Annotated in this window: 17 protein-coding genes; 1 reads left to right on the forward strand and 16 read right to left on the reverse strand. The window is 69.8% G+C overall.

Annotation, left to right across the window (positions count from 1 at the left end):
• Positions 1-67 precede the first annotated feature (67 nt).
• The gene (locus tag DI276_RS06140) at positions 68-1450 is read right to left on the reverse strand and encodes an NAD(P)H-hydrate dehydratase (RefSeq protein ID WP_112262311.1); all 1383 of its coding nucleotides are present in this window, start codon (positions 1448-1450) and stop codon (positions 68-70) included.
• On the reverse strand, positions 1451-3310 hold the full coding sequence (gene glmS / locus DI276_RS06145; protein ID WP_112262312.1) for a glutamine--fructose-6-phosphate transaminase (isomerizing): 1860 nt from the start codon (positions 3308-3310) through the stop codon (positions 1451-1453).
• A 134-nt stretch (positions 3311-3444) separates the two neighbouring features.
• Between glmS and DI276_RS06150 the strand changes: the two genes are divergently transcribed.
• Positions 3445-4278 carry a dienelactone hydrolase family protein gene (locus DI276_RS06150; RefSeq protein WP_112262313.1) on the forward strand — a complete coding sequence of 278 codons (834 nt, stop codon included), beginning with the start codon at positions 3445-3447 and terminating at the stop codon, positions 4276-4278.
• A 7-nt stretch (positions 4279-4285) separates the two neighbouring features.
• On the opposite strand, the gene DI276_RS06155 is transcribed toward DI276_RS06150, so the two are convergent.
• From DI276_RS06155 to DI276_RS06220, 14 genes are all read right to left on the reverse strand, one after another.
• A complete protein-coding gene (locus DI276_RS06155; RefSeq protein WP_112262314.1) occupies positions 4286-4729 on the reverse strand; it encodes a hypothetical protein in 444 nt (147 codons plus the stop codon).
• The gene (locus DI276_RS06160) at positions 4720-7515 is read right to left on the reverse strand and encodes a hypothetical protein (protein ID WP_112262315.1); all 2796 of its coding nucleotides are present in this window, start codon (positions 7513-7515) and stop codon (positions 4720-4722) included. Before DI276_RS06160 ends, DI276_RS06155 begins: the two co-directional genes overlap by 10 nt.
• 6 nt (positions 7516-7521) lie before the next feature.
• The gene (locus DI276_RS06165) at positions 7522-7785 is read right to left on the reverse strand and encodes a WXG100 family type VII secretion target (RefSeq protein ID WP_157984545.1); all 264 of its coding nucleotides are present in this window, start codon (positions 7783-7785) and stop codon (positions 7522-7524) included.
• Between the two features lie 174 nt (positions 7786-7959).
• A complete protein-coding gene (locus DI276_RS06170) occupies positions 7960-8220 on the reverse strand; it encodes a hypothetical protein (protein ID WP_198680494.1) in 261 nt (86 codons plus the stop codon).
• Between the two features lie 6 nt (positions 8221-8226).
• Complete coding sequence (locus DI276_RS06175; protein WP_112262317.1) at positions 8227-8445, reverse strand: hypothetical protein; 219 nt, start codon at positions 8443-8445, stop codon at positions 8227-8229.
• Between the two features lie 19 nt (positions 8446-8464).
• Positions 8465-9799: a phosphoglucosamine mutase gene (gene glmM / locus DI276_RS06180; protein WP_112262318.1), complete on the reverse strand. Its 1335-nt coding sequence runs from the start codon at positions 9797-9799 to the stop codon at positions 8465-8467.
• A 110-nt stretch (positions 9800-9909) separates the two neighbouring features.
• Positions 9910-10443 carry a 30S ribosomal protein S9 gene (gene rpsI / locus DI276_RS06185; RefSeq protein ID WP_109632781.1) on the reverse strand — a complete coding sequence of 178 codons (534 nt, stop codon included), beginning with the start codon at positions 10441-10443 and terminating at the stop codon, positions 9910-9912.
• Between the two features lie 26 nt (positions 10444-10469).
• A complete protein-coding gene (gene rplM / locus DI276_RS06190; RefSeq protein ID WP_030472013.1) occupies positions 10470-10913 on the reverse strand; it encodes a 50S ribosomal protein L13 in 444 nt (147 codons plus the stop codon).
• Positions 10914-11168: 255 nt separating this feature from the next.
• A complete protein-coding gene (locus DI276_RS06195) occupies positions 11169-11447 on the reverse strand; it encodes a WXG100 family type VII secretion target (RefSeq protein WP_112262319.1) in 279 nt (92 codons plus the stop codon).
• Positions 11448-11505: 58 nt separating this feature from the next.
• Positions 11506-11817, reverse strand: coding sequence for a WXG100 family type VII secretion target (locus tag DI276_RS06200; protein WP_112262320.1), 312 nt, complete (start codon positions 11815-11817; stop codon positions 11506-11508).
• A 147-nt stretch (positions 11818-11964) separates the two neighbouring features.
• Positions 11965-12363 carry a hypothetical protein gene (locus DI276_RS06205; RefSeq protein ID WP_112262321.1) on the reverse strand — a complete coding sequence of 133 codons (399 nt, stop codon included), beginning with the start codon at positions 12361-12363 and terminating at the stop codon, positions 11965-11967.
• A gap of 17 nt (positions 12364-12380) precedes the next feature.
• Positions 12381-14207, reverse strand: coding sequence for a type VII secretion-associated protein (locus tag DI276_RS06210; RefSeq protein WP_112262322.1), 1827 nt, complete (start codon positions 14205-14207; stop codon positions 12381-12383).
• A 74-nt stretch (positions 14208-14281) separates the two neighbouring features.
• Entirely contained in the window at positions 14282-16957 is a 2676-nt protein-coding gene (locus DI276_RS06215) for an AfsR/SARP family transcriptional regulator (RefSeq protein WP_112262323.1), read from the reverse strand.
• A gap of 3 nt (positions 16958-16960) precedes the next feature.
• Positions 16961-19792, reverse strand: coding sequence for an AfsR/SARP family transcriptional regulator (locus DI276_RS06220; RefSeq protein ID WP_198680486.1), 2832 nt, complete (start codon positions 19790-19792; stop codon positions 16961-16963).
• Positions 19793-19809 lie beyond the last annotated feature (17 nt).

Below are 19809 nucleotides of genomic sequence, written 5' to 3' on the forward strand. Positions count from 1 at the left end.
GGGGGTCCCCTGATCTCATTCTCCCAGGCGGCACCGACAAGATCGGGAATGGTGCGGAAAGGGCAGCTCAGCGGCCTCGAATGAGCCGGATCGCCCGCGGGATCGCTGCCATCAGGCCCGACGCCGGCACCGGAGCGCCCTCAGCCGCCAGCTCGGCCGCCAGCACGTGCGCGTACGCGGCACACCCCGCAGCAAGGAACGGGTCCACCCCACCGGCGAGCAGCGCGCCGATGATGCCCGACAGCACATCGCCCGATCCGGCCGTCGCAGGCCACGACGACGTCGCCGAGTTCACCAGCGCCCGTCCGTCCGGCGCCGCCACCACGGTCCGATGTCCCTTCAGCAGCACCACGGCGTTGAAGCGCTGAGCAGCCTTCCGCGCCGCCGCAACACGATCCGCGCCCACCGGCCCGGCCAGCCGCTCGAACTCCCTGTCGTGCGGCGTCAGCACGAGCGCAGCGTCCGGATCGCGGGCGTCCCACAGCTCCGGGTGCGACGCGAGCAGCGTGATGGCGTCCGCGTCGGCGATCACCGGCACCCCGGCGTCCAGCACGAACCGCAGCACCTCCGCCGACGACGACCCGGTGCCCATGCCCGGCCCGACGACCCAGGCCTGCACGCGGCCCGCGTCGGTGATCGAACCGGTGCAGATGGTCTCGGGCCAGCGCGCGCGGATCGCGTCGGCGGCCGGGCCGGCGTAGCGGACCATGCCCGAAGTCGCCAGAACCGCGGCACCCGTCGAAAGCACTGCGGCGCCTGGGTAAGTGGCGCTGCCGGCGGCCACGCCCGTGACGCCCTGCGTGTACTTGTCGTCGGACGGGCCCGGCACCGGCCAGGTGATGTCGGAAGGGTCGAGCAGCACGAAGTCCGGATCCGTCGGACGCAGACCGATGTCGACCAGGTGCACGTCACCGCAGTCGGCCAGCGCGTGCACGGGCTTCAAAACGCCGAAGGTGACCGTGGTGTGGGCACGCACGCAAGGACCGGAGATCTCGCCGGTGTCGGGATCAACACCGCTAGGAAGATCAACAGCCAGGATCGGGGCCCGCACCGAAGCAACGAGGTCGGCTGCCGCGGGCCGCAGCGGACCGCGCGCCGACAGGCCGACGATGCCGTCGATCACCAGGTCTGGGGTGCCGACCTCGGAGACGATCCGGCCACCGGCACGACGGAAGGCAGCGAGCCCCTCGACGTGCGCCTTGGCCGGGTTGAGCAGCACAGCGGACACCGCGACACCGCGACGGCGCAGGAAGTAGCCGGCCCAGAGGGCGTCGCCGCCGTTGTTGCCGGCACCGACGAGCAACGTGACGCGGCGTCGGCCGGCCAGCAAGCGCAAGGCGTGAGTGGCCACACCGAACGCGGCTTTTCGCATCAGCGAGCCTGGCGGGACCACCGCCATGAGCTCTTCTTCAGCGGACTTGACGCGTTCGGTGTGCCAGACGCCTCTCACTCACTCGACCGTAACGGACTTCGCCAGGTTGCGGGGCTTGTCCACGTCGTAGCCGCGGCTGCGGGCGATCTCGGCGGCCAGCACCTGCAGCGGCACCGTCGAGATGAGCGGCTGCAGCAGCGTCGGGACGGCCGGGATCTCGATCAGGTGGTCGGCGAACGGGCGCACGGTCTCGTCGCCCTCCTCGGCGATCACGATCGTGCGGGCGCCGCGGGCCTGGATCTCGCTGATGTTCGACACCAGCTTCGAGTGCAGGACGGCGCGGCCCTTCGGCGACGGCATGACCACGACGACCGGGAGGTTCTCCTCGATCAGCGCGATCGGGCCGTGCTTGAGCTCGCCGGCCGCGAAGCCCTCCGCGTGCATGTAGGCGAGCTCCTTGAGCTTCAAAGCGCCTTCGAGAGCTACCGGGTAACCGACGTGGCGGCCGAGGAACAGCACCGCCTTCGAGTCGGCCAGCTCGCGGCCCAGTGCGCGGACCTGCTCGACGGTGCCGAGCACGCGCTGCACGGCCTCCGGCATGGCCTCCAGCTCGTGGAACTCGCGCGCGACCTCGTCCGGGTACTTGGTGCCGCGGGCCTGCGCCAGGGCCAGGCCCACCAGGTAGTTCGCGGCGATCTGGGCGAGGAACGCCTTCGTCGACGCCACACCGATCTCCGGACCGGCGTGCGTGTAGAGGACGGCGTCCGACTCGCGGGGGATCTGCGCGCCGTTGGTGTTGCAGACGGCCAGCACGCGGGCCTTCTGCGCACGGGCGTGGCGCACGGCCTCCAGCGTGTCCGCGGTCTCGCCGGACTGCGACACGGCGACGACGAGCGTGTCGCGGTCGAGCACCGGGTCGCGGTAGCGGAACTCGGAGGCCAGCTCGACCTCGACGGGCAGGCGGGTCCAGTGCTCGATCGCGTACTTCGCGACAAGACCGGAGTGGTAGGCGGAACCACAGGCGATGACGAAGACCTTGTCGACGTCGCGCAGGTCCTGGTCGGAGAGGCGCTGCTCGTCGAGGACGATCCGGCCGTTCGCGAAGTGGCCGCGCAGCGTGTTCGCCAGCGCCTCCGGCTGCTCCTCGATCTCCTTGAGCATGAAGTACTCGTGGCCGCCCTTCTCGGCGGCGCTGAGGTCCCAGTTGACCGTGAACGGCTTGGCCTCGGCAGGCTCGCCGGCGAAGTCGGTGACCTCGTAGCCGTCGCGGGTGAGCACGACCATCTGGTCCTGGCCCAGCTCGACGGCTTCCTTGGTGTGCGCGATGAACGCGGCGACGTCGCTCGCGACGAAGTACTCGTTCTCACCGACGCCGACGACCAGCGGGGAGTTGCGGCGCGCGGCGACGACGGTGTCGGGCTCGTCGGCGTGGGTGAAGACGAGCGTGAACGCGCCCTCCAGGCGGTTCACGACCTTGCGCACGCTGGCAGGCAGGTCGCCCTTCGTGTCGCCGTCGTTGTAGGCGATGGCGACGAGGTGCCCGACCGTCTCGGTGTCGGTGTCGGACGTCATCTCGACGCCGAGGCCTTCGAGCTCGGCCCGCAGCGCGAGGAAGTTCTCGATGATGCCGTTGTGCACCACGGCGACGCGGTTCGTCGCGTCGCGGTGCGGGTGCGAGTTGCGGTCGATCGGCGCGCCGTGCGTCGCCCACCGCGTGTGGCCCATGCCGACGGTGCCCGCGAAGTTGTCGCGGCCCACCTCGTCGAGCCGCGTCTCCAGGTTCTGCAGCCGCCCTGCCTTGCGCTCGACGGCGAGCTCGCCGCCGGCGACGACCGCGATGCCTGCCGAGTCGTAACCCCGGTACTCGAGCCGCCTCAGCCCGTCCAGCACGACGTCGAGCGCCGGCTGGTGACCCACGTATCCCACGATTCCGCACACGAGAAACAGACTAGCTAGACCACGCCGGTAACCCTAATGAACGAGCACGCCGCGTTTGCGCTGGTCAGGCCGCCATGTGGTGTAGACCAATCTCGGGTGTGGTGCGCGCGACAGGATCGACTACGGTTCACCCCATGGCTCGCCGCGTGATCACGCTGACCGCGAAACAGGCCCTCGAGCAGCTCAGCAGGCCCGGTCCGCACACCGTGCTGCGCGGCGACCTCGCGCTCGTCGGCCTGCCTGGCGTGATCTTCACGCCGTCCGCCGGTCTCGGCCTGCCCGCCGTCGCGCTCGGCCACGGCTGGATGCAGCCAGTCCGCCGCTACCACGGTCTTTTGCGGCACCTGGCCTCGTGGGGAGTTGTCGCCGCGGCACCGGCCGTGGAGCGCGGACCGCTGCTGTCCTCCCGAGTGCTGGCCGCGAACCTGCTGACCACTTTGGACATCTGCACCGGCGTGCGGCTGGGATCCGGTGACATCAGCGTGGACCCGGCGCGCGTGGCACTGGCCGGGCACTCCATGGGTGGTGGCGCGGCCGTGCTGGCCGCCGCGGAAGCCGAGCGCGTTCGTGCCGTTGTGACTTTGGCCGCAACGGAGACGCGGCCGTCCGCACTGGACGCCGCCCGCGACGTTCGCGTCCCCGGCCTGCACCTCGCGGCCGGCGAGGACCGCATCGCGCCGCCGGTCGGACACTCCGAGGCGATCGCCCAGGCCTGGGGCGGGCCGGTGCAGTTCCGGTTGCTGCCCAAGGCTTCGCACCTCGGGTTCACCGAGGGACGGCACTGGAGCGAGCTCATGCTGGACGGCCGGGCCGAGCGCGGGTCGCACAAGCTCGGCCGGGCGTTCGTGACCGCGTTCCTGCTGCGGGTGCTGACCGGCGAGCGGACGTACGACGAGCTGCTCGACAGCGACCTGAAGAACGCGAACCTCGTCTTCCAGCGGGACGCCCTGCGCAGGCGCCCCGCCTGACTTCAGGTCAGCTCAGCCAGGTCTGGCCGCTGAGGTCGTCGTCATCGTCCACCGGCGCCGGGCGACGCGAACGGACCGGTGGCGGCGGCGCGACCGGTGGCGGCGGAGCCACTGGCGGTGCCACCGGCGGCGCGGCAGACGCGGGGCGCGCGTAGCCGCCGTCGTCGTCCTCCGGGCCGAACGCCATCTCTCCAGTCCCGCGCTCCGGGCGTTCCCACTGGGGCTTGCGCGGTTGCTGCTTCTCGCCCTGCTTGGCGACGTTCTCGGCACTCTCGCGCGCTTCGGTGAGGGCCCGCTCGTGCTTCTCCGCGCGCGCCTTCGCCTCGGCGGCCAGCCGGTCCTGGTCGGCCTTGAGCTCGGCGGTCACCTCTGCCGTGGCCCGACGGCTCTGGGCGAGGCTCTCGTCGAACAACGCCTGGATCTTCGGGTCGACTTCCCCGATCATCGCCATGGGTTGGGAGCCTCTCCTCGGTCGTCACCCAGCACGGTGCTCAACGGGTTGTTGTTGTCGTCGTCGAACAACGTGCCCGTGGTGCGCCATTGGCTGGCGCCCCGCTCGGAGTCGCCGCCCTGCTGACCACCCGCGCCGGCACCACCCATCATGCCGCCGCCCATCATCCCGCCACCCATCATGCCGCCGGCGGACCCACCGGCAGGGGCCTGTCCGTGGGCACCGTCCTGCATGGACGGCAGGCTCGCGGAACCGGGCTGGCCGGCTTCGGAGGCGTTGGTGTTGAACGCGTTGCCGCTGTCGCCCTGGCTCGGGCTGTTCCAGGCGCTTTCCGGGGTGGAGCCTCCGAGCACCGACTCACTGCCGGAGCCACCGCCGGTGAAGGAGACACCGGAGGTCGACGTGGTGTCCGACGCGGTGATCTTCGGCTCACCGTGGCTCGGCATGATGCCGTTGTCCTCGATGTAGTTGCGTCCCATCGACTCCTGGAAGCGCTCGCCCAGACCTGGCTGGCCGAAGTGGGCGTCCTGAGCCGGCTGGCTCCAGATCTGCTGCTCTGCGGCAGCAGGCGCCGGCATCGGCTGGAACTCGGCTCCGGCGGGCATCGTCGTGACGCCACCGTCGGCGGGCGCCGGCATCGGCTGGAACCCGTCGGCAGGGGCCGGCATCGGCTGGAACCCGGCGTCGGCAGGCAACGTCGTGACGCCACCGTCGGCGGGCATCGGCTGTGGGAACTCGGACTCCGGCAGACGCAGGCCGTCGTCCAAGCCCGGCCCGTCCACACCGCCGCGGCCGCCCTCGCCACCGCGACCGCCTTCACCCGGTTCGGAACCAGGGGTCTGCGCGGCCGGGTTCTCGTCCTCGCCGAAGCTCACACCGATCTGGTCGGGCGTGCCGTCGCCGTTGTCCGCGGTCAGGTTGATCTCACCGGTGTCGGCGTTGACCTCGGCGGTGAAGTTGACGCCGTCCTGCTCGATGTGGATCTTGCCGTCGGCGCCGACCTCGACCGGGATCGGGTTCGACTCCGAACCCAGCGGTCCGGCGGCCGGCGGCGCGCCGCCACCTGGCGCGGGCGTGCCGCCCGTCTGGCCCGGCGCACCGGGCGCCTGCGAACCCTGCGCCGGCGTCCCGCCCTGGGTCAGCGTGTTGGCCATGTTCGTGATGGCCTGGGCGCCGTTCTGCCCCATCAGCGCCTTGGCGGCCTCCGGGTTCTTGCTGAAGTCCAGGTCGTAGGTCTTCGGCTCGCCCTTCGGCGTGTCGATCGTCATCTTCACGTGCCCGTTCGAGTCGGGCTCCGTGACCTTGATCGTGTTGTCGCCGGCCTTGACCGTGACGGTCTCGAGGTTCTCCTCCGGCTTGGGCTGGTCCGGCTTGCCGTCGCCGTCGAGGTCGTCGGGCTTGCCGTCGCCATCGGTGTCACCGGGGACGTCCGGCTTGCCGTCGCCGTCCTTGTCGAGCGGGTTCTCCGGCTTGGGAATCTCGGGCGTGCCACCGCCGCCACCACCACCGGGCGGAGTGCCGCCACCGCCGCCACCACCGGGAGGGCCGCCACCGCCAGGTGGAACCTTCTTGCCGTCCTTGCCGGCGTCGCTGAACGAGGGCGGGTCGCCGACCTTGCCGAACGGGTCCTCGCCCGCTGCCTGGTTCAGGCCGGTGAACATGGCGGTGTAGCTGGCGTCGACACCCTGCTGCACGGCCTGGCAGTAGCCGTCGAACGCCTTCTTCTTGGAGTCGAACTCCTGGCAGAGTGCCCTGAGCTTCTCCTTGGCGTCGTTGATGATCCCTTCACGGGTGCTCGAGATCCAACTGCCCCAGCCGAGACCGGCGAGCATGCCGAGGGGACCACCGCAGACCGCACCGAGCACGGCGCCGGAGATCGGTCCGGGAACGCCGGTCAGCCAGTCCAGGATGCCGCCGTCGTTCTCGTAGAGGTCGCCGTTCGCGTGCCTGATGGCCGTCTCGGCCTCCTGGACGGTCAGCCCACCGCACTTCTCGGAGTACTGGTCGTGGACGTGCTGCGCGAACTCCTTGACCTGCTTCTGGATGTTCGTGACGCCGCCGGTGATCGCGCCGGGCGCGCCGCCCATCTGCCCGACGAACGTCTTCGAGGTGGTCGCGAACTTGTCGTGGTAGCCGCGCGCGGCTTCTGCGGCGCCGCCCTCCCACGAGCCGAGCCCGTTCCACGCGGCGCCCAGCGTGTTGTCGTGGTTCTGCAGCTTGCGGACGTTCTCGTCGAGCTTGTGCGCGTCCTCGCGGAACTTGGCGAAGTCGATGTCGCGGACTTCGTCGTACTGCTTGCAGACGGCGTCCCTGGTCGGCGCCGTGCCCTGGTGACCGCAGGCCTGTGCGGCCTTCTGGTAGACCGGGATGAACAGCTCGTAGAAGCGCAGGCCGCCGGAGCCGGCGTCGAGCAGCGTGTTGCTGTTCGGCACGTCGCCCTGCTCGTTCAGGACCTTCTGGCCGGCGCCGAGCTCCTGCTCCCTCTTGGCCTTCTGGACGAGCTGGTCGGCGTCTCCGCCCTTCGTCTCCCACGCGGCGCGGTCGATCTCCTTGCCCGCCACCACGCCCATGCTGATGCCGGCCGTGGGAACGGCGAGCGCCGCGCCGAGCAGGTAGCTGCCGACGCCGGGATCGCTCGGGACCTCGACACCGTTGGCCTTCCCGTAGCGCTCGACGTCCTCGTCGGAAGCGCCGGCGCCGGCGAGCGCGGGGACGAGCTGCTTCTTGGTCTCCGGGCTGACGTTGGGGTCGTCGAGGAGCTTCTTGATCTCGTTCTGGTCCGCCACGACTCGCTACCCCTTGAACTGGTTCGAGGACTGGTCCTCGGTCTGCTCGTACGTCTTCGCGACGTCCTTCAGCCGAGTGGCGATGCCGGTCGCCTCCTTGCCGAACTTCTCGACGCTGACGCCGAGCTTGTCGAAGAAGGTCTTGTACTCGGCGGCACGGCCCTGGAACTTGCGACCGACGTGACCGGCCCCCACGCCCGGTGTCAGCGAGGACTTCATCTGGATCAGTTGTGATCCCTCGGCCTCGTACGTCCCCGCCGTCTTGGTCAAATCGCCGGACTGTACGCCGAACCCAGCCATTGCTCGCCTCCCCTTGTCCCCGATCTGACGCAATTCGGCCTCATCGGGTTCCGCCATACAGTGCCAGCTCCGCTCATGCGCTGACCGGAGCTCGGTGATGTCGGTTGCCTTAGTAAACAGCCATTCGGCGGCAATCGCCGACGATCACCGCTGATTGGGCGGCGGTGGCTGCTGACCAGGCGGTTGCTGGGGCCACTGCGGTCCAGGGGGCGGCCCCTGCGGCGGCCACTGCTGACCGGGTGGCGGGCCCTGCGGCGGGTACGGCCCCTGCGGAGGCGGCGGATAGCCCTGGTGGGGCGGGTACGGCGGCTTCTTCCGCTTGGAGAGCACGACCGCCAGGACGACGCCGCCGGCCGCGAGCAGGAAGAGGATGACCAGGAGCTCGAGCGGCCCGATTTTGATCACTGCCGGTCACCAGCCGTTCTGCGCGGGAGGCTGCTGCCCCTGCGACCGGTACGGCTGGTGACCCGGTGCCGGTTGGTGCGGATAACCCTGCTGACCTGATGGGAACTGTTGCTGCGGCGGATACGGCGGCTGCGCGGGCTTGCGCCTGGTGGTCAGCACGACCACCAGGACCACCCCGAGCGTCACCAGCACCAGCAGCAGGAACAGCACCAACCAGATAGCCACAGCAGTCCTCCGAAGATCCTCAGTGGACCGAGGAAACCACACCCGCCAGGCGTTGCGCTGCCGACTCCGCCTCTTCGTGGCTCGTCGCCTCGACCATCACCCGCACGAGCTGCTCGGTGCCGGACGGGCGCAGCAGCACGCGACCGGTGTCACCCAGCTCGGCCTCGACGGCGGCCACGGCCTCGCTGACCGACGCGGCCTTGGCGACGGCGGCCTTGTCCGAGACCTTCACGTTGATCAGGACCTGCGGCAGGCGGCGCATCACCGACGCGAGGTCGGCCAGAGACTTGCCGGTCTCGGCCATGCGGGCCATCAGGCGCAACGCGGTGAGCAGGCCGTCGCCGGTGGTGGCGTGCGCGGGCAGCACCACGTGGCCGGACTGCTCGCCGCCGAGGGAGTAGCCGCCGGCCTTGAGGTCCTGCAGCACGTAGCGGTCGCCCACCGCGGTGGTGCGCAGGCGGATGTTCTCGGCCTTCATGGCGAGGTGCAGGCCGAGGTTGCTCATCACCGTGGCGACGAGCGTGTCCTCGTACAGCTCGCCCGCGTCGCGCATGGCGAGCGCGAGGATGGCGAGGATCTGGTCGCCGTCGACGGCGTTGCCCTCGGCGTCCACGGCGAGGCAGCGGTCGGCGTCACCGTCGTGCGCGATGCCGAGGTCGGCACCGTGCTCGCGGACCGCCGCAGCCACCACGTCGATGTGCGTAGAACCACAGCCGTCGTTGATGTTGAGGCCGTCCGGGGTCGCGTTGATCGCGATCACCTCGGCCCCCGCGCGGCGGTACGCGTCCGGTGCGGCCACCGACGCGGCACCGTTCGCGCAGTCCACCACGACCTTGAGGCCGTCGAGGCGGTGCGGTGTGACCTTGAGCAGGTGCTCGACGTACTGGGTCTCGGCGTCGACGACGTCGCGCACCCGGCCGATCGCGGCACCGGTGGGGCGCTCGAAGCCGGTGCCCATGAGCTGCTCGATCTCGTCCTCGACCTCGTCGGGCAGCTTGTGGCCGCCCGCGGCGAAGAGCTTGATCCCGTTGTCCGGCATCGCGTTGTGCGACGCGGAGATCATCACGCCGATGTCGGCGCCGAGCGCGGCGACGAGGTGCGCGACAGCCGGCGTGGGCAGCGCGCCGACCCGCAGGACGTCCGCGCCGGCCGAGGTGAGGCCCGCGGTGACGGCGGCGTCGAGCATCTCGCTGCTCGCCCTGGGGTCGCGGCCGACGACGGCGACCGGGCGGTGAGAACGGTCGTGCTCAGCGAGCACACGTGCCGCTGCGGCTGCGACGGACATCGCGAGCTCTGGGGTGAGATCGGCGTTGGCGAGACCACGCACTCCGTCGGTGCCGAACAGGCGGGCCATGAATCCTCCGAAATGGACACGGCGAGGCGGCTGGAAAGACCCGGGAAACACTGCGGGAGCAGCAGTTCGAGATGAACTGCTGCTCCCGCAGGTACAGCTGAGCTGGACGCTTAGCGCTTGGAGTACTGAGGCGCCTTGCGGGCCTTCTTCAGACCGTACTTCTTGCGCTCCTTGACCCTCGGGTCACGGGTGAGGAAGCCGGCCTTCTTCAGGGCCGGGCGATCCTCGGAGTCGACGGCGATCAGCGCACGCGCGATGGCGAGACGCAGCGCACCGGCCTGGCCGGTGATGCCGCCGCCACGCAGGTTGGCGATCACGTCGAAGGTCTCGGGCTTCTCGGTGGTGACGAGCGGCTCCTTGATGAGCTGCTGGTGCACCTTGTTCGGGAAGTAGTCCTCGAGGGCCTTGCCGTTCAGGGTGAACTTGCCGGTGCCGGGCACGAGGCGGACGCGGACGACGGCCTCCTTGCGGCGGCCGACGGTCTGTGCGAGGTGCGCGGCGCCGTTCAGCGAGGGCGCGACCACCGGCGCGGAGGTCTCCACGACCTCAGCCTCGGCGGCCTCGGCCTCGGGAGCCTCGACGACCTCGGCCTCGACCTCGACGGCCTCGACGGCCTCGGGGGTCTCGTTCTCAGGGGTGGTCACAGGAACTTCCTCGGTGTACTCGTCGCTCACTGGGCGATCTTCTTGATCTCGAAGGCCTGCGGCTGCTGCGCCGCGTGCGGGTGGTTCGGTCCGCTGTAGACCTTCAGCTTGTTCGCGATCTGACGGCCCAGGCGGTTCTTGGGCAGCATGCCCTTGATCGCCTTCTCCACCAGGCGGTCCGGACGCGTGTCCAGAACCTCGCCGAAGGACTGCTTGCGCAGACCACCGGGGAAGCCGGAGTGGCGGTACTGGAACTCCTGGTCGCGCTTCGAGCCGGTCAGAGCGACCTTGTCAGCGTTGATGATGACCACGAAGTCACCGGTGTCAACGTGAGGCGCATAGGTCGGCTTGTGCTTGCCGCGCAGCAGCGTCGCGGCCTGGGTGGCGAGCCGGCCGAGCACCACGTCCTGGGCGTCGATCACGTGCCAGGTGCGGGTCACCTCACCGGGCTTCGGGCTGTACGTGCGCACGGATCTACCTCGTCGTCACTTGCGTCTGGGGTCACTGCGGCGGTTGCCCCAGACCGATCTTGGACTGGCCAAGCGGTGGTTCCGAGACAGGCGCGGCACACACGGGCGCCAGCTACCGCACAACAACGTAAGAAGATACCGGATGGGTGGTGCGGGGACCAAAACGGCCCCTCCGAACACCCTTGCTCCGGACGTACGCGAGCCCCGGACCACGTGGTTCCGGGGCTCGCGAGAGTCTTGCAGTGACGCAGCGCCTTACCAGCGGGCGGTGTTCTGCTGCTCGGCCTGGGCGTACGCCTCGGAGGCCTGCTGCACGGCGGTACCGATCGCGGCGAGGACGGCGTTCAGGTCCGCGGACGAGTCGGCCCACTTCTTCTGCGCGGCCTGGTAGCCCTCACCCGAGGCACCCTCCCAGGCCGCGAGGGTCTTGTCGACCTGCGCCTTGAGCTGGTCGTTCAGGTCGTCGATCGCCTTCGACGAGCTCGAGATCGTAGCGGCGGCCGCCGAGATCTCCGCGAAAGTAGCCTTGATCATTTGTTATCTCCCCTTGAGTGAGTCTGAAGCGTGAAAGCGGCGTGAGTGACGGTCAAGATCAGAGACGGCTCGAGATGTTCTGGACGGACGACGCCTGCTCTTCCTCGTTCCGCGCGTAGACGTCGGCGGTGCTGGCGATCTGGGTCTGGATCTCGCGCAGCGCCTCGTTGAGCTTGTTGACGTCCGTGTTCATGCGCTCCATGAGGTTCCGGAAGGCCGTGTAGGCGTCGCCGCCCCAGCTGTTCGCAACCTGCTCAGCGGCACCCTGGACCGTCCGCGCCTCGCCCTGGATCTGGTCGCTGATGTCGCCGATGTGCTTCGCCAGCGCGTCGAGGTCAGCGGTAGTAACTACAAATGCTCCACCGGACATGGGAGATTCCCCCTGCTCTAGAACTTCAGGTCGTACTTCTTGGTTCGTACGCCTCTTCCGACGAGGACCCTGCCACGTCGGTTCCACCCTGTCGCGACTTCTTTGGAAGTAGTTGCGCTTGTAAACGGTGTCGGGTGAAACCAGGTGTCAGTAGAGGATTCGCGACTGCGAAAAGTCCTCGTCATCGTCACTCATACGAGGAAGTTGCCCACTCGGACCGGCGACGGCGGCAGAACCGAGAGTGACCGGCGGCGGTGTCTCAGCCGGCACTGGAGCAGGTGGAGCAGTGAGTTCCGCGGCGTCCGGCAACTGCTCGACGGGCAGTCCGCGGTCGGCGCGGAACCCGGTGGCCGCTGCACGCACGTCCGGCGAAGTGGCCGATGCGCCGGGCTCGACCCGGCGTTCGCGAGCCTGCCTGGCCAGGTCACTCGTGCGTTCCCGCAGCTTGGCATTGCGTTCACCGGCCTCACCGGCGGCGCGACGGGCACGGGTGACGGCGGCTCCCACCTCTGCGCGGAACCGGCTCAGGGCCTCGGTGGCGGACATTGGCTACTCCCCTGACGTCACTGCGGCTGCTTGATGTCCAGCGAGCGGACGATCTGCTCGCAGGCGCTGCGGACGGCCGCCTTGCCTGCGTCGGTCGCCTGGCAGCCCACGCTCACCTGGACCTTGCCGACGAACTGGATGTACCAGTCCACTCCGGCTCCGCTCACTTCTTCGCGATAGTGAACAACAGACTTGCCCGCGAATGTGGTCGCATCAGCAAATCCGGAGACCTTCTCGCCGTCCTTGGCGCGCTTGTCGTATTGGTCCTGCAGTTCTTTGAGCGCACGCGGGCGATCCACATCGCTGTTGTATTGGAGGGTTTGCTCCTGCACAGCAATGCGGTCGGCGGGCGATTCCCCGCCGGTCGTTTTGCGGTCGACCGGTTGCAAAAGCACCTGCCGGTCCTTCGGCAAACCGCCCGTCTGCTCCCACCCGTCCGGCAGGGTGAAGCGGTAGTCGTACACGGCGATCTGGTTGACCGGCGGGTTCTGCTGCTGCGCTTCCTTCCGGTTCAGCCACCAGTAACCGCCGGCGCCGGCCGCCGCGAGCACCAGCACGACGCCGATCGCGATGAAGAGCGGTGCTTTGCTCTTCTTCTGCCGAGGCGGCTGCGCGGTGGGGAACGCGGACGGGAACTGCGCGACGGGCGGCGGCGTGATCCGGCGGGTGATCTTGCGGGTGGTGTCGTCGGTCACCCGCAGGTTGTGGGTCACCTCACCAGGACCGCCCTTCGGCGGCGTCTGCAGGGAGCCCTGGGGCGCCATACCGCCGGTCCGTTCCGGGTCGAGGCTGACGGCCCGCAACGCGCCGCGGGCGACGACGGTCTCCGGCTGGTCGATGCTCGTCGGCACCACCCGGATGTGCTCGTGGACCATCCGCGCGACGAGCGGAATCCGGCTCGACCCGCCGACGAGGAACACCCCGGCCAACTGCTGAGGTGCGAGACCGGCGTCACGCACGGCGGCGCCGACCAGAGCGGCCGCCCTGCTCAGCGGCGCGGTGATCAACTGCTCCAGGTCGGACCGCGTCACGTGCGCGTCGGGGAACGGCGGCGGCATCGGCACGTCGGTGTAGGCGTGCCGGGACAGCGTCTCCTTGGCACCCCGCACGTCCTGGCGCAGCACCCGCCGCTTGCGCCGGTCGGCCATCTCGCGGCCTTCGACGAGCTGCCGCCACGCCTCGGGGTCCTTGGCCGCGACCAGCCCGCCGACGTGCTCCAGCAACGCCTGGTCGACGTCCGCACCACCGAAGGTCGGGTCGCCCTTGGCGGACAGCACCCGGAAGCTCTTGCCCGTGCGCGTCACCACACTCGCGTCGACCGTTCCGCCACCGAGGTCGAGCACGGCGAGCGCTGCACCGTCGGGAACGGAGTGGCTCGCGGAGTGGAAGACAGCGGCCGCCACGGGCTCCGGCACGAGCACGAGCTCGCGGCCAAGCCCCCGCGCCGCCTGAAGCAGCACTCGGGTGCGAACAGTTCCCCAGTCAGCGGGATGGGTGAGGACGAGCAGATCGACGGGTGCCCCGCCACCGACCCGGCGCGCTTCTCCGACCGCACGGGTCAGCACCGCGCGCACGACATCCACAACGGGCAGCACAGTGCTGCCCAGCAGAAGCTCACCCTCGTCGACGCGGCGCTTCGGGTGCGGCTCGTAGCGGGCAGGGTCGACCGCGGCCTGGCGCTCGGCCTCGTGACCGACGAACAACGTCCCGTCGGCGGCGGCGAACACGGCGGACGGCACCAGCGGCTGGCCGTCGAACACGACGACCTGCGGCTCCCGGCCGTGCACCGAGACGGCGACGCAGGTGCTCGACGTGCCGAAGTCGACCGCGACGTGCAGGCTCATGCACCTTCCCCTCTTCCGGGCACATGCTTACCCGATGCGGCAGGCCTGGACATCACGGATGGCAAAGGTCGCACTCACTCAGGTCCCGGTCCGCGCACCAGCGCGAGCTTCGTCTCCAGCCCCGCCGCCCGGTCGTTGCCCACGGCACGAGCCAGTTCCAACGCCTGTTCCCAGGCCCGCACCGCGTCGTCGTGCCGCCCCAGCCGGAACAGCACCGGGCCCAGGCCTTCTTCCAGCGTCACGATCTGCGTGCGCACGTCGGTGAACTTCCGCAGGCCCACCATGCACTGTTCCAAGACGACGAGTGCTTCGTCGAGCCTGCCGAGCGCGGCCAGCGGAACAGCGATCATGGACTCCGTCCGTGCGGACAGGTACTCGTCACCGGACCTGCGGAGGGCTGCCCGCGCCCGTTCCCCTTCCTGGAGCGCCTCCTCGTAACGACGGAGGTTGTTGAGCGTTCCCATGATGTTGGCCAGGCAGATGCACTCGAGGTGCAGCTGACCGGTCTCGATCGCCAGCGCGAGACTGCGGCGGTTGCAGTCGAGCGACTCCTCACGCCTGCCTGTCGACAGGTACGCGATGCTCATGTTGTTCAGGCCGGACGCCGCGGCGACCAACTCTCCAGCCTCATACACGAGTGGAAGCGCCGTCTCGAAACCGTGCAGGGCGTCCTCGAACCGCTTGACGTCGACGTACATCGAGGCGAGCTTCAGCTTGAGCATGCCCCGCTCGCGCGAGGAGCCGAGGTCCTGGACCGCCTCGAACATCGGCACGAGCTCACGATCGCGAACCCGTTCGATGAGGGTGTGCGTGCGCAGGTGCACCGGGACCATCTGGGCCAGCAGGTCCCAACCCCGAGCGATGGCCGCGTACATCACCGCACCGAGGTTGTCCCACTCGTTGCGGCACCAGGCGAGAGAGTCCAACCGCGTCGAGAAGTGCTGCGGCACGACATCGGTCGACCTCTCTCCGGCCTGCATCGCCTGGCTGGCCTCATGCAGTGCCACGGCGTTCTCGAGGGTGTGGACGTACCACTCCGTGAGCCTCAACGCGGCGGCCTCGTCGTCACCGCACAGCTCGGCAGAGTAGGCGAGCAACAGGTCGTGCATGTCGTAACGACCTGGTGAACGGGTCTGCACGAGGTGGTCCGCGACGAGCCGTTCCAGCAGCCGGCGTGCGTGTGCGACGGTCACTCCGGCCAGTGCGGCCGCGGCGCTGACGTCGAGATCGGCTCCGGGATGGACGGACAGCAGGCGGAACATCCGGGCGGATGCGGGGTCGAGCGCCCGGTACGACCACGAGAACACCGCGCGCACGTCGATGTCGTCGAAGTCGGTCAACGCGTCGAGCCGCTCGGTGCGCAGCTCGGCGGCGAACTCGTGCAGCGGGGTGTCCGGGAACCGCGCCACCCGTTCGGCGAAAACGCGCAGCGCCAACGGTAATCCGGCGCACTGTTCGACGATCTCGCGGACAGCCTCGGGTTCCGCGTCGAGCCGTGCGGCCCCCAGCACCGCGGCGAGCAGCGCACCCGACTCGTCGTTGTCCAGTTGCTGCAACGCAACGCTCGTCGCGCCGTACCGGACCATGAGCGGGCGCAGCTGGTTGCGGCTCGTGATGAGCACCCGGACGCTGGACGTGCCCGGCAGCAGCGGCAACACCTGCTGGCTCGTGGCCGCGTTGTCCAGCACCAGCAACATCCGCCGCCCGGCCAGTTCGGTCCGCAGCAACGCGAACCGCGCCTCCTCGCCGGCCGGCAGGTCCTTCACGCCCAGCCCGAGCAGCAGGAACTCCGCCGCCTGGCCGGGACTGACCGGCTGCGCCTCGCGGTCGAACCCCCGCAGGTTCAGGTAGAGGTCGCCATCTGGACAGTCCTGCCGCACCGAATGCGACCACTGCAGCGCGAGGGCCGTCTTGCCGACGCCACCGGCGCCGTGCACCACGGTGATCCCGTTCTCCTTGCCCAGCAACGAAAGTTGTTCGTCGCGGCCGACGAAGTTGTGCACCCCGGCCGGCAACTGGCGTGGCACCGCCCGGCGATCCACGTGGCCGACGTCCGCGCGGAGGATTCGCTGGTGCAGGTCGCGCAACGCCGGTCCGGGGTCGACGCCCAGCTCGTCCGCGAGCAGCGTCCGGATCTCCTGGTACGCCGCGAGCGACTCGGCCTGCTGACCGGAGCGGTAGAGCGCGAGCATCAGCTGCCGCCAGAACGACTCGCGCATCGGGTGATCGGCCACCAGCGACCGCAGCTCTGCCACCAGTTCAACGGCGTGACCGCGGTCGAGGTCGGCGTCGATCCGGCGTTCCAGCACGACGAGCCGTTCGTCGAGCAGCCGCGGCACGTCGTCGCGGTGCAGCGCGTCCGACTTGACGTTGCCGAGCACCGGTCCGCGCCACAACGCGGCGGCCGCGGCGAAGTCGCCGGAACCCGCCAGTGCGCGGAACCGCAGCAGGTCCAGCTCGTCCTGTCCGATCTCCGCCCGGTAGCCGCCGCTGGCCGTGCGCACGCAGCTGGCGGGGCCGAGCGCCTGCCGCAGGCGGGTGACGACCATCTGCAGGGTCTTGTGGCCCCGGTCAGGCGACGGTGGCTCGCCGTCCCACAGCCGTTCGACCAGCTCGTCGACTGAGACGAACTGGTTGGCGCGCAACAACAACGTCGACAACAGCACCCGTCCGCGACCAGCCGGCACCTCCACCGGTTCGCCGCCGACCAGCACTTCCAGCGGGCCGAGCACCCGGAACTCGACGGTCACCGATCACGCCTTTCGCCGGGCCTCCGCCAGCGCGGCCCGCAGTCGTTGCTCGGCAACTGCGTCACCGGCATCGGCGTAATCCTCCAGGGCGGCGGTGGCCATGTCGATCACCTTGCCGTACAGCTCAAGCGCCAGAGTCGCCTCGACGACCACGGCCACCGCGCGCACGGCGCCGCGCCGCTCGCCGAGTCCTTCGAACAGGGAAAGAGCTTGCTGCGCACCGGCCAGCGCGAGCGCCGCGTCTCCGAGCGCGAGATCGACCTGGGCCACCTGGGTCGTGCAGTAGGCGGTACCTCTGTTCTCATCGAGCTTCACCATCAGCTCCAACGCCTCACGGCTCGCCGCACTCGCCCGCTCGAGATCACCGTTGGCCAGTGCGCTCGACGCGATCCTGCTGAGCACGAGTGCGGCCTCGTCCGGGGCACCGCCACGAGCGGTCGCCAACGCCTCGTCCATGAGTCGCACCGATTCCTCGTAGCGCCCGCCGGCGGCGAGCATCATGCCCAGCTCCCGCAAGCTGCCCGACAGGAGCTGCCGCAGTCCACTCGCCCGCGCTGCGACCACGGCCCGCTCGGCCAGCGCCACCTGCGGCTGCCCGGTGTGGACCATCGTGTAGTAAGTCAGCGAACCCAATGCGACGGCCAGCTCCGCCTGAGCGTCGATGGCCTCGAATGCGTCGGCGCATCGCGCGTACCCGGCGAGATTCTCGTCGGTGACACCACGCGTCACCTGCTGGTGGAGCAGATCCAGGTGTGAGCGCCACGCCACGAGCTCGTCGCCGTTGGCGAACGCCGCCTCTCGAAGCAGTTCGCGGAGCTGTACGACCCGCTCGTGGGAGTAGTAGACGTCGAGGTAGTAGAGCGCGCGATCCTCGAGGTGAGCGGCTTCCTGGATCCAGTTCGCCCGCAGGCAGTACGTGATCGCCCGGTCGATGTTGACCATCTCGGCTACCAGGAGCCGCTGGTCGTCCCCTGCCAACCGCGCGATCTCGGCGCGATCCAGTGCGGTCGAGGCCACGATGGGCTGCAACGGCAACGCATCGGCTCCGACCCAGTCCGCGACGGCCACGTCGGCGAGGGTCGTGAGCAACGCGATGTAGTTGCGCATGGCCGCCTGCACGACCTGTTCGTCCTCCTCCCGCACGAGCTCGGCGGCGTACACCGCGAGCAGGTCGTGCAGGCGGTAGCGGGGCTCACCGGTCGCATCGACGCCCACCTCGTCGAGCAGGTTCGCTTCCACGAGCCGTTCGACGAGGCGCTCGCCATCACCGTCGGCCAACACGCCCACCGCCCACGACGCGACGTCCGTGGCGCCGAGCAGACCGAGCCTGCGGAACGCCGTGGCCGCGTCGGCCGGCAGCGCCTCGTAGCTGGGCCCGAACGCCGCACGCACCTCCAGGTCGCCCATGGTGAGCTCGTCCAGGCGGTGACGTTCGTCGGACAACCGGCGGGCCAGTGAGCTCAGCGGCAACGACTCACGCGCGACCAGGCGTGCCCCCGCGACCCGCAGTGCGAGCGGAAGGCCGCCGCACGCACCGGCGATCGCGCTGACCGCAGCCTGGTCAGTGGCGGCCCGTTCGGCTCCGACGATGCTCGACAGCAACGCGATCCCGTCGTCGCCCCCGAGCGGCGGCACGCGTACGCTCTGCGCCCCTTCAACCTGGACGAGCTGATTCCTGCTGCTGATCAGCACCGCGCACCCGGCCGTGCCCGGCAACAGCGGCCGCACCTGGTCGGGGCCGGCCGCGTCGTCCAGCACCACCAGCATCGCGCGATCGGCCAGCCGCGCGCGGAAAGCAGCACTGCGCGCTTCCACGCCGTCCGGCAAAGCGGAAGCGGGCACGTCCAAGGCGACCAACAGCTCGGCGAGGACCTCCACCGGTTCACGCGGGGCACCACCGGCGCCGTTGAGCCGGACGAAAAGCTGGCCGTCGGGAAAGCGAGGACGCAGCCGATGCGCGGCCTTGATCGTGAACGCGCTCTTGCCGACGCCGGGAGCACCGGTCAGGACGACCACCGGCACACCCGGTGCCGCGAGCTTCTCCTCGATCTTGCTGAACAGCTCCGCCCGGCCGACGAAGCCGGCGGTGTCGGGCGGCAGCTGGCAGACCGACTTCCGGCCGGAGGGCTCCAGCACGTCACCGTTGAGCAGCGCGAGGTGCAGCTGCCTCAGTTCCGGTGACGGGTCGACGCCCAGCTCGTCGGCCAGCAACCTGGTGAGCTCGCGGTAGCTCTCGAGCGCCTCACCCTGCCGTCCGGAGCGGTAGAGCGCGGTCATCCGCTGGGCCCAGAACCGTTCCCGCAGCGGGTGCTGCCTGGTCAACGCGATCAGCTCGGTCACGAGGTCGCTCGCCCGGCCGCGGCCGAGGTCGGCGTCGATGCGACGTTCCAGCGCGTCGAGGCGTTCGGCTTCGAGCCGCGGCAAGTCGTCGCGGTGCAACGCGTCCGACGCCACGTTCGTGAGCGCCGGACCACGCCACAGCTCCGTGGCCGACGCGAAGTCACCTGTCTTCACCAGCTCGCGGAACCTCAGCAGGTCGAGCTCCTCCGGCCGGACCTCAGCCAGATAACCGCCAGGAGTCGTGCGCACGCAGTTGGCCTCGCCCAGGGCCTGCCTGAGGCGCAGGACCGTCGTCTGCAACGTCTTGTGCGCCCGGTCGGCCGTGGGCGGCTCGCCTTCCCACAGGCGGTCGATGAGCTCGTCCACCGACATGAACTGGTTGGGGCGCAGCAACAACGTTGCGAGCAACACGCGCCCGCGTCCACCTGCGACGGTCACCGGCTCGCCGTCGAGCAGCACTTCGAGAGGTCCGAGCACGCGGAACTCGACGTTCACGGTCCCCCTTCCGCCGG

Source organism: Lentzea terrae (genome assembly GCF_003265345.1).
In the GTDB taxonomy this organism is placed as follows: domain Bacteria; phylum Actinomycetota; class Actinomycetes; order Mycobacteriales; family Pseudonocardiaceae; genus Lentzea; species Lentzea terrae.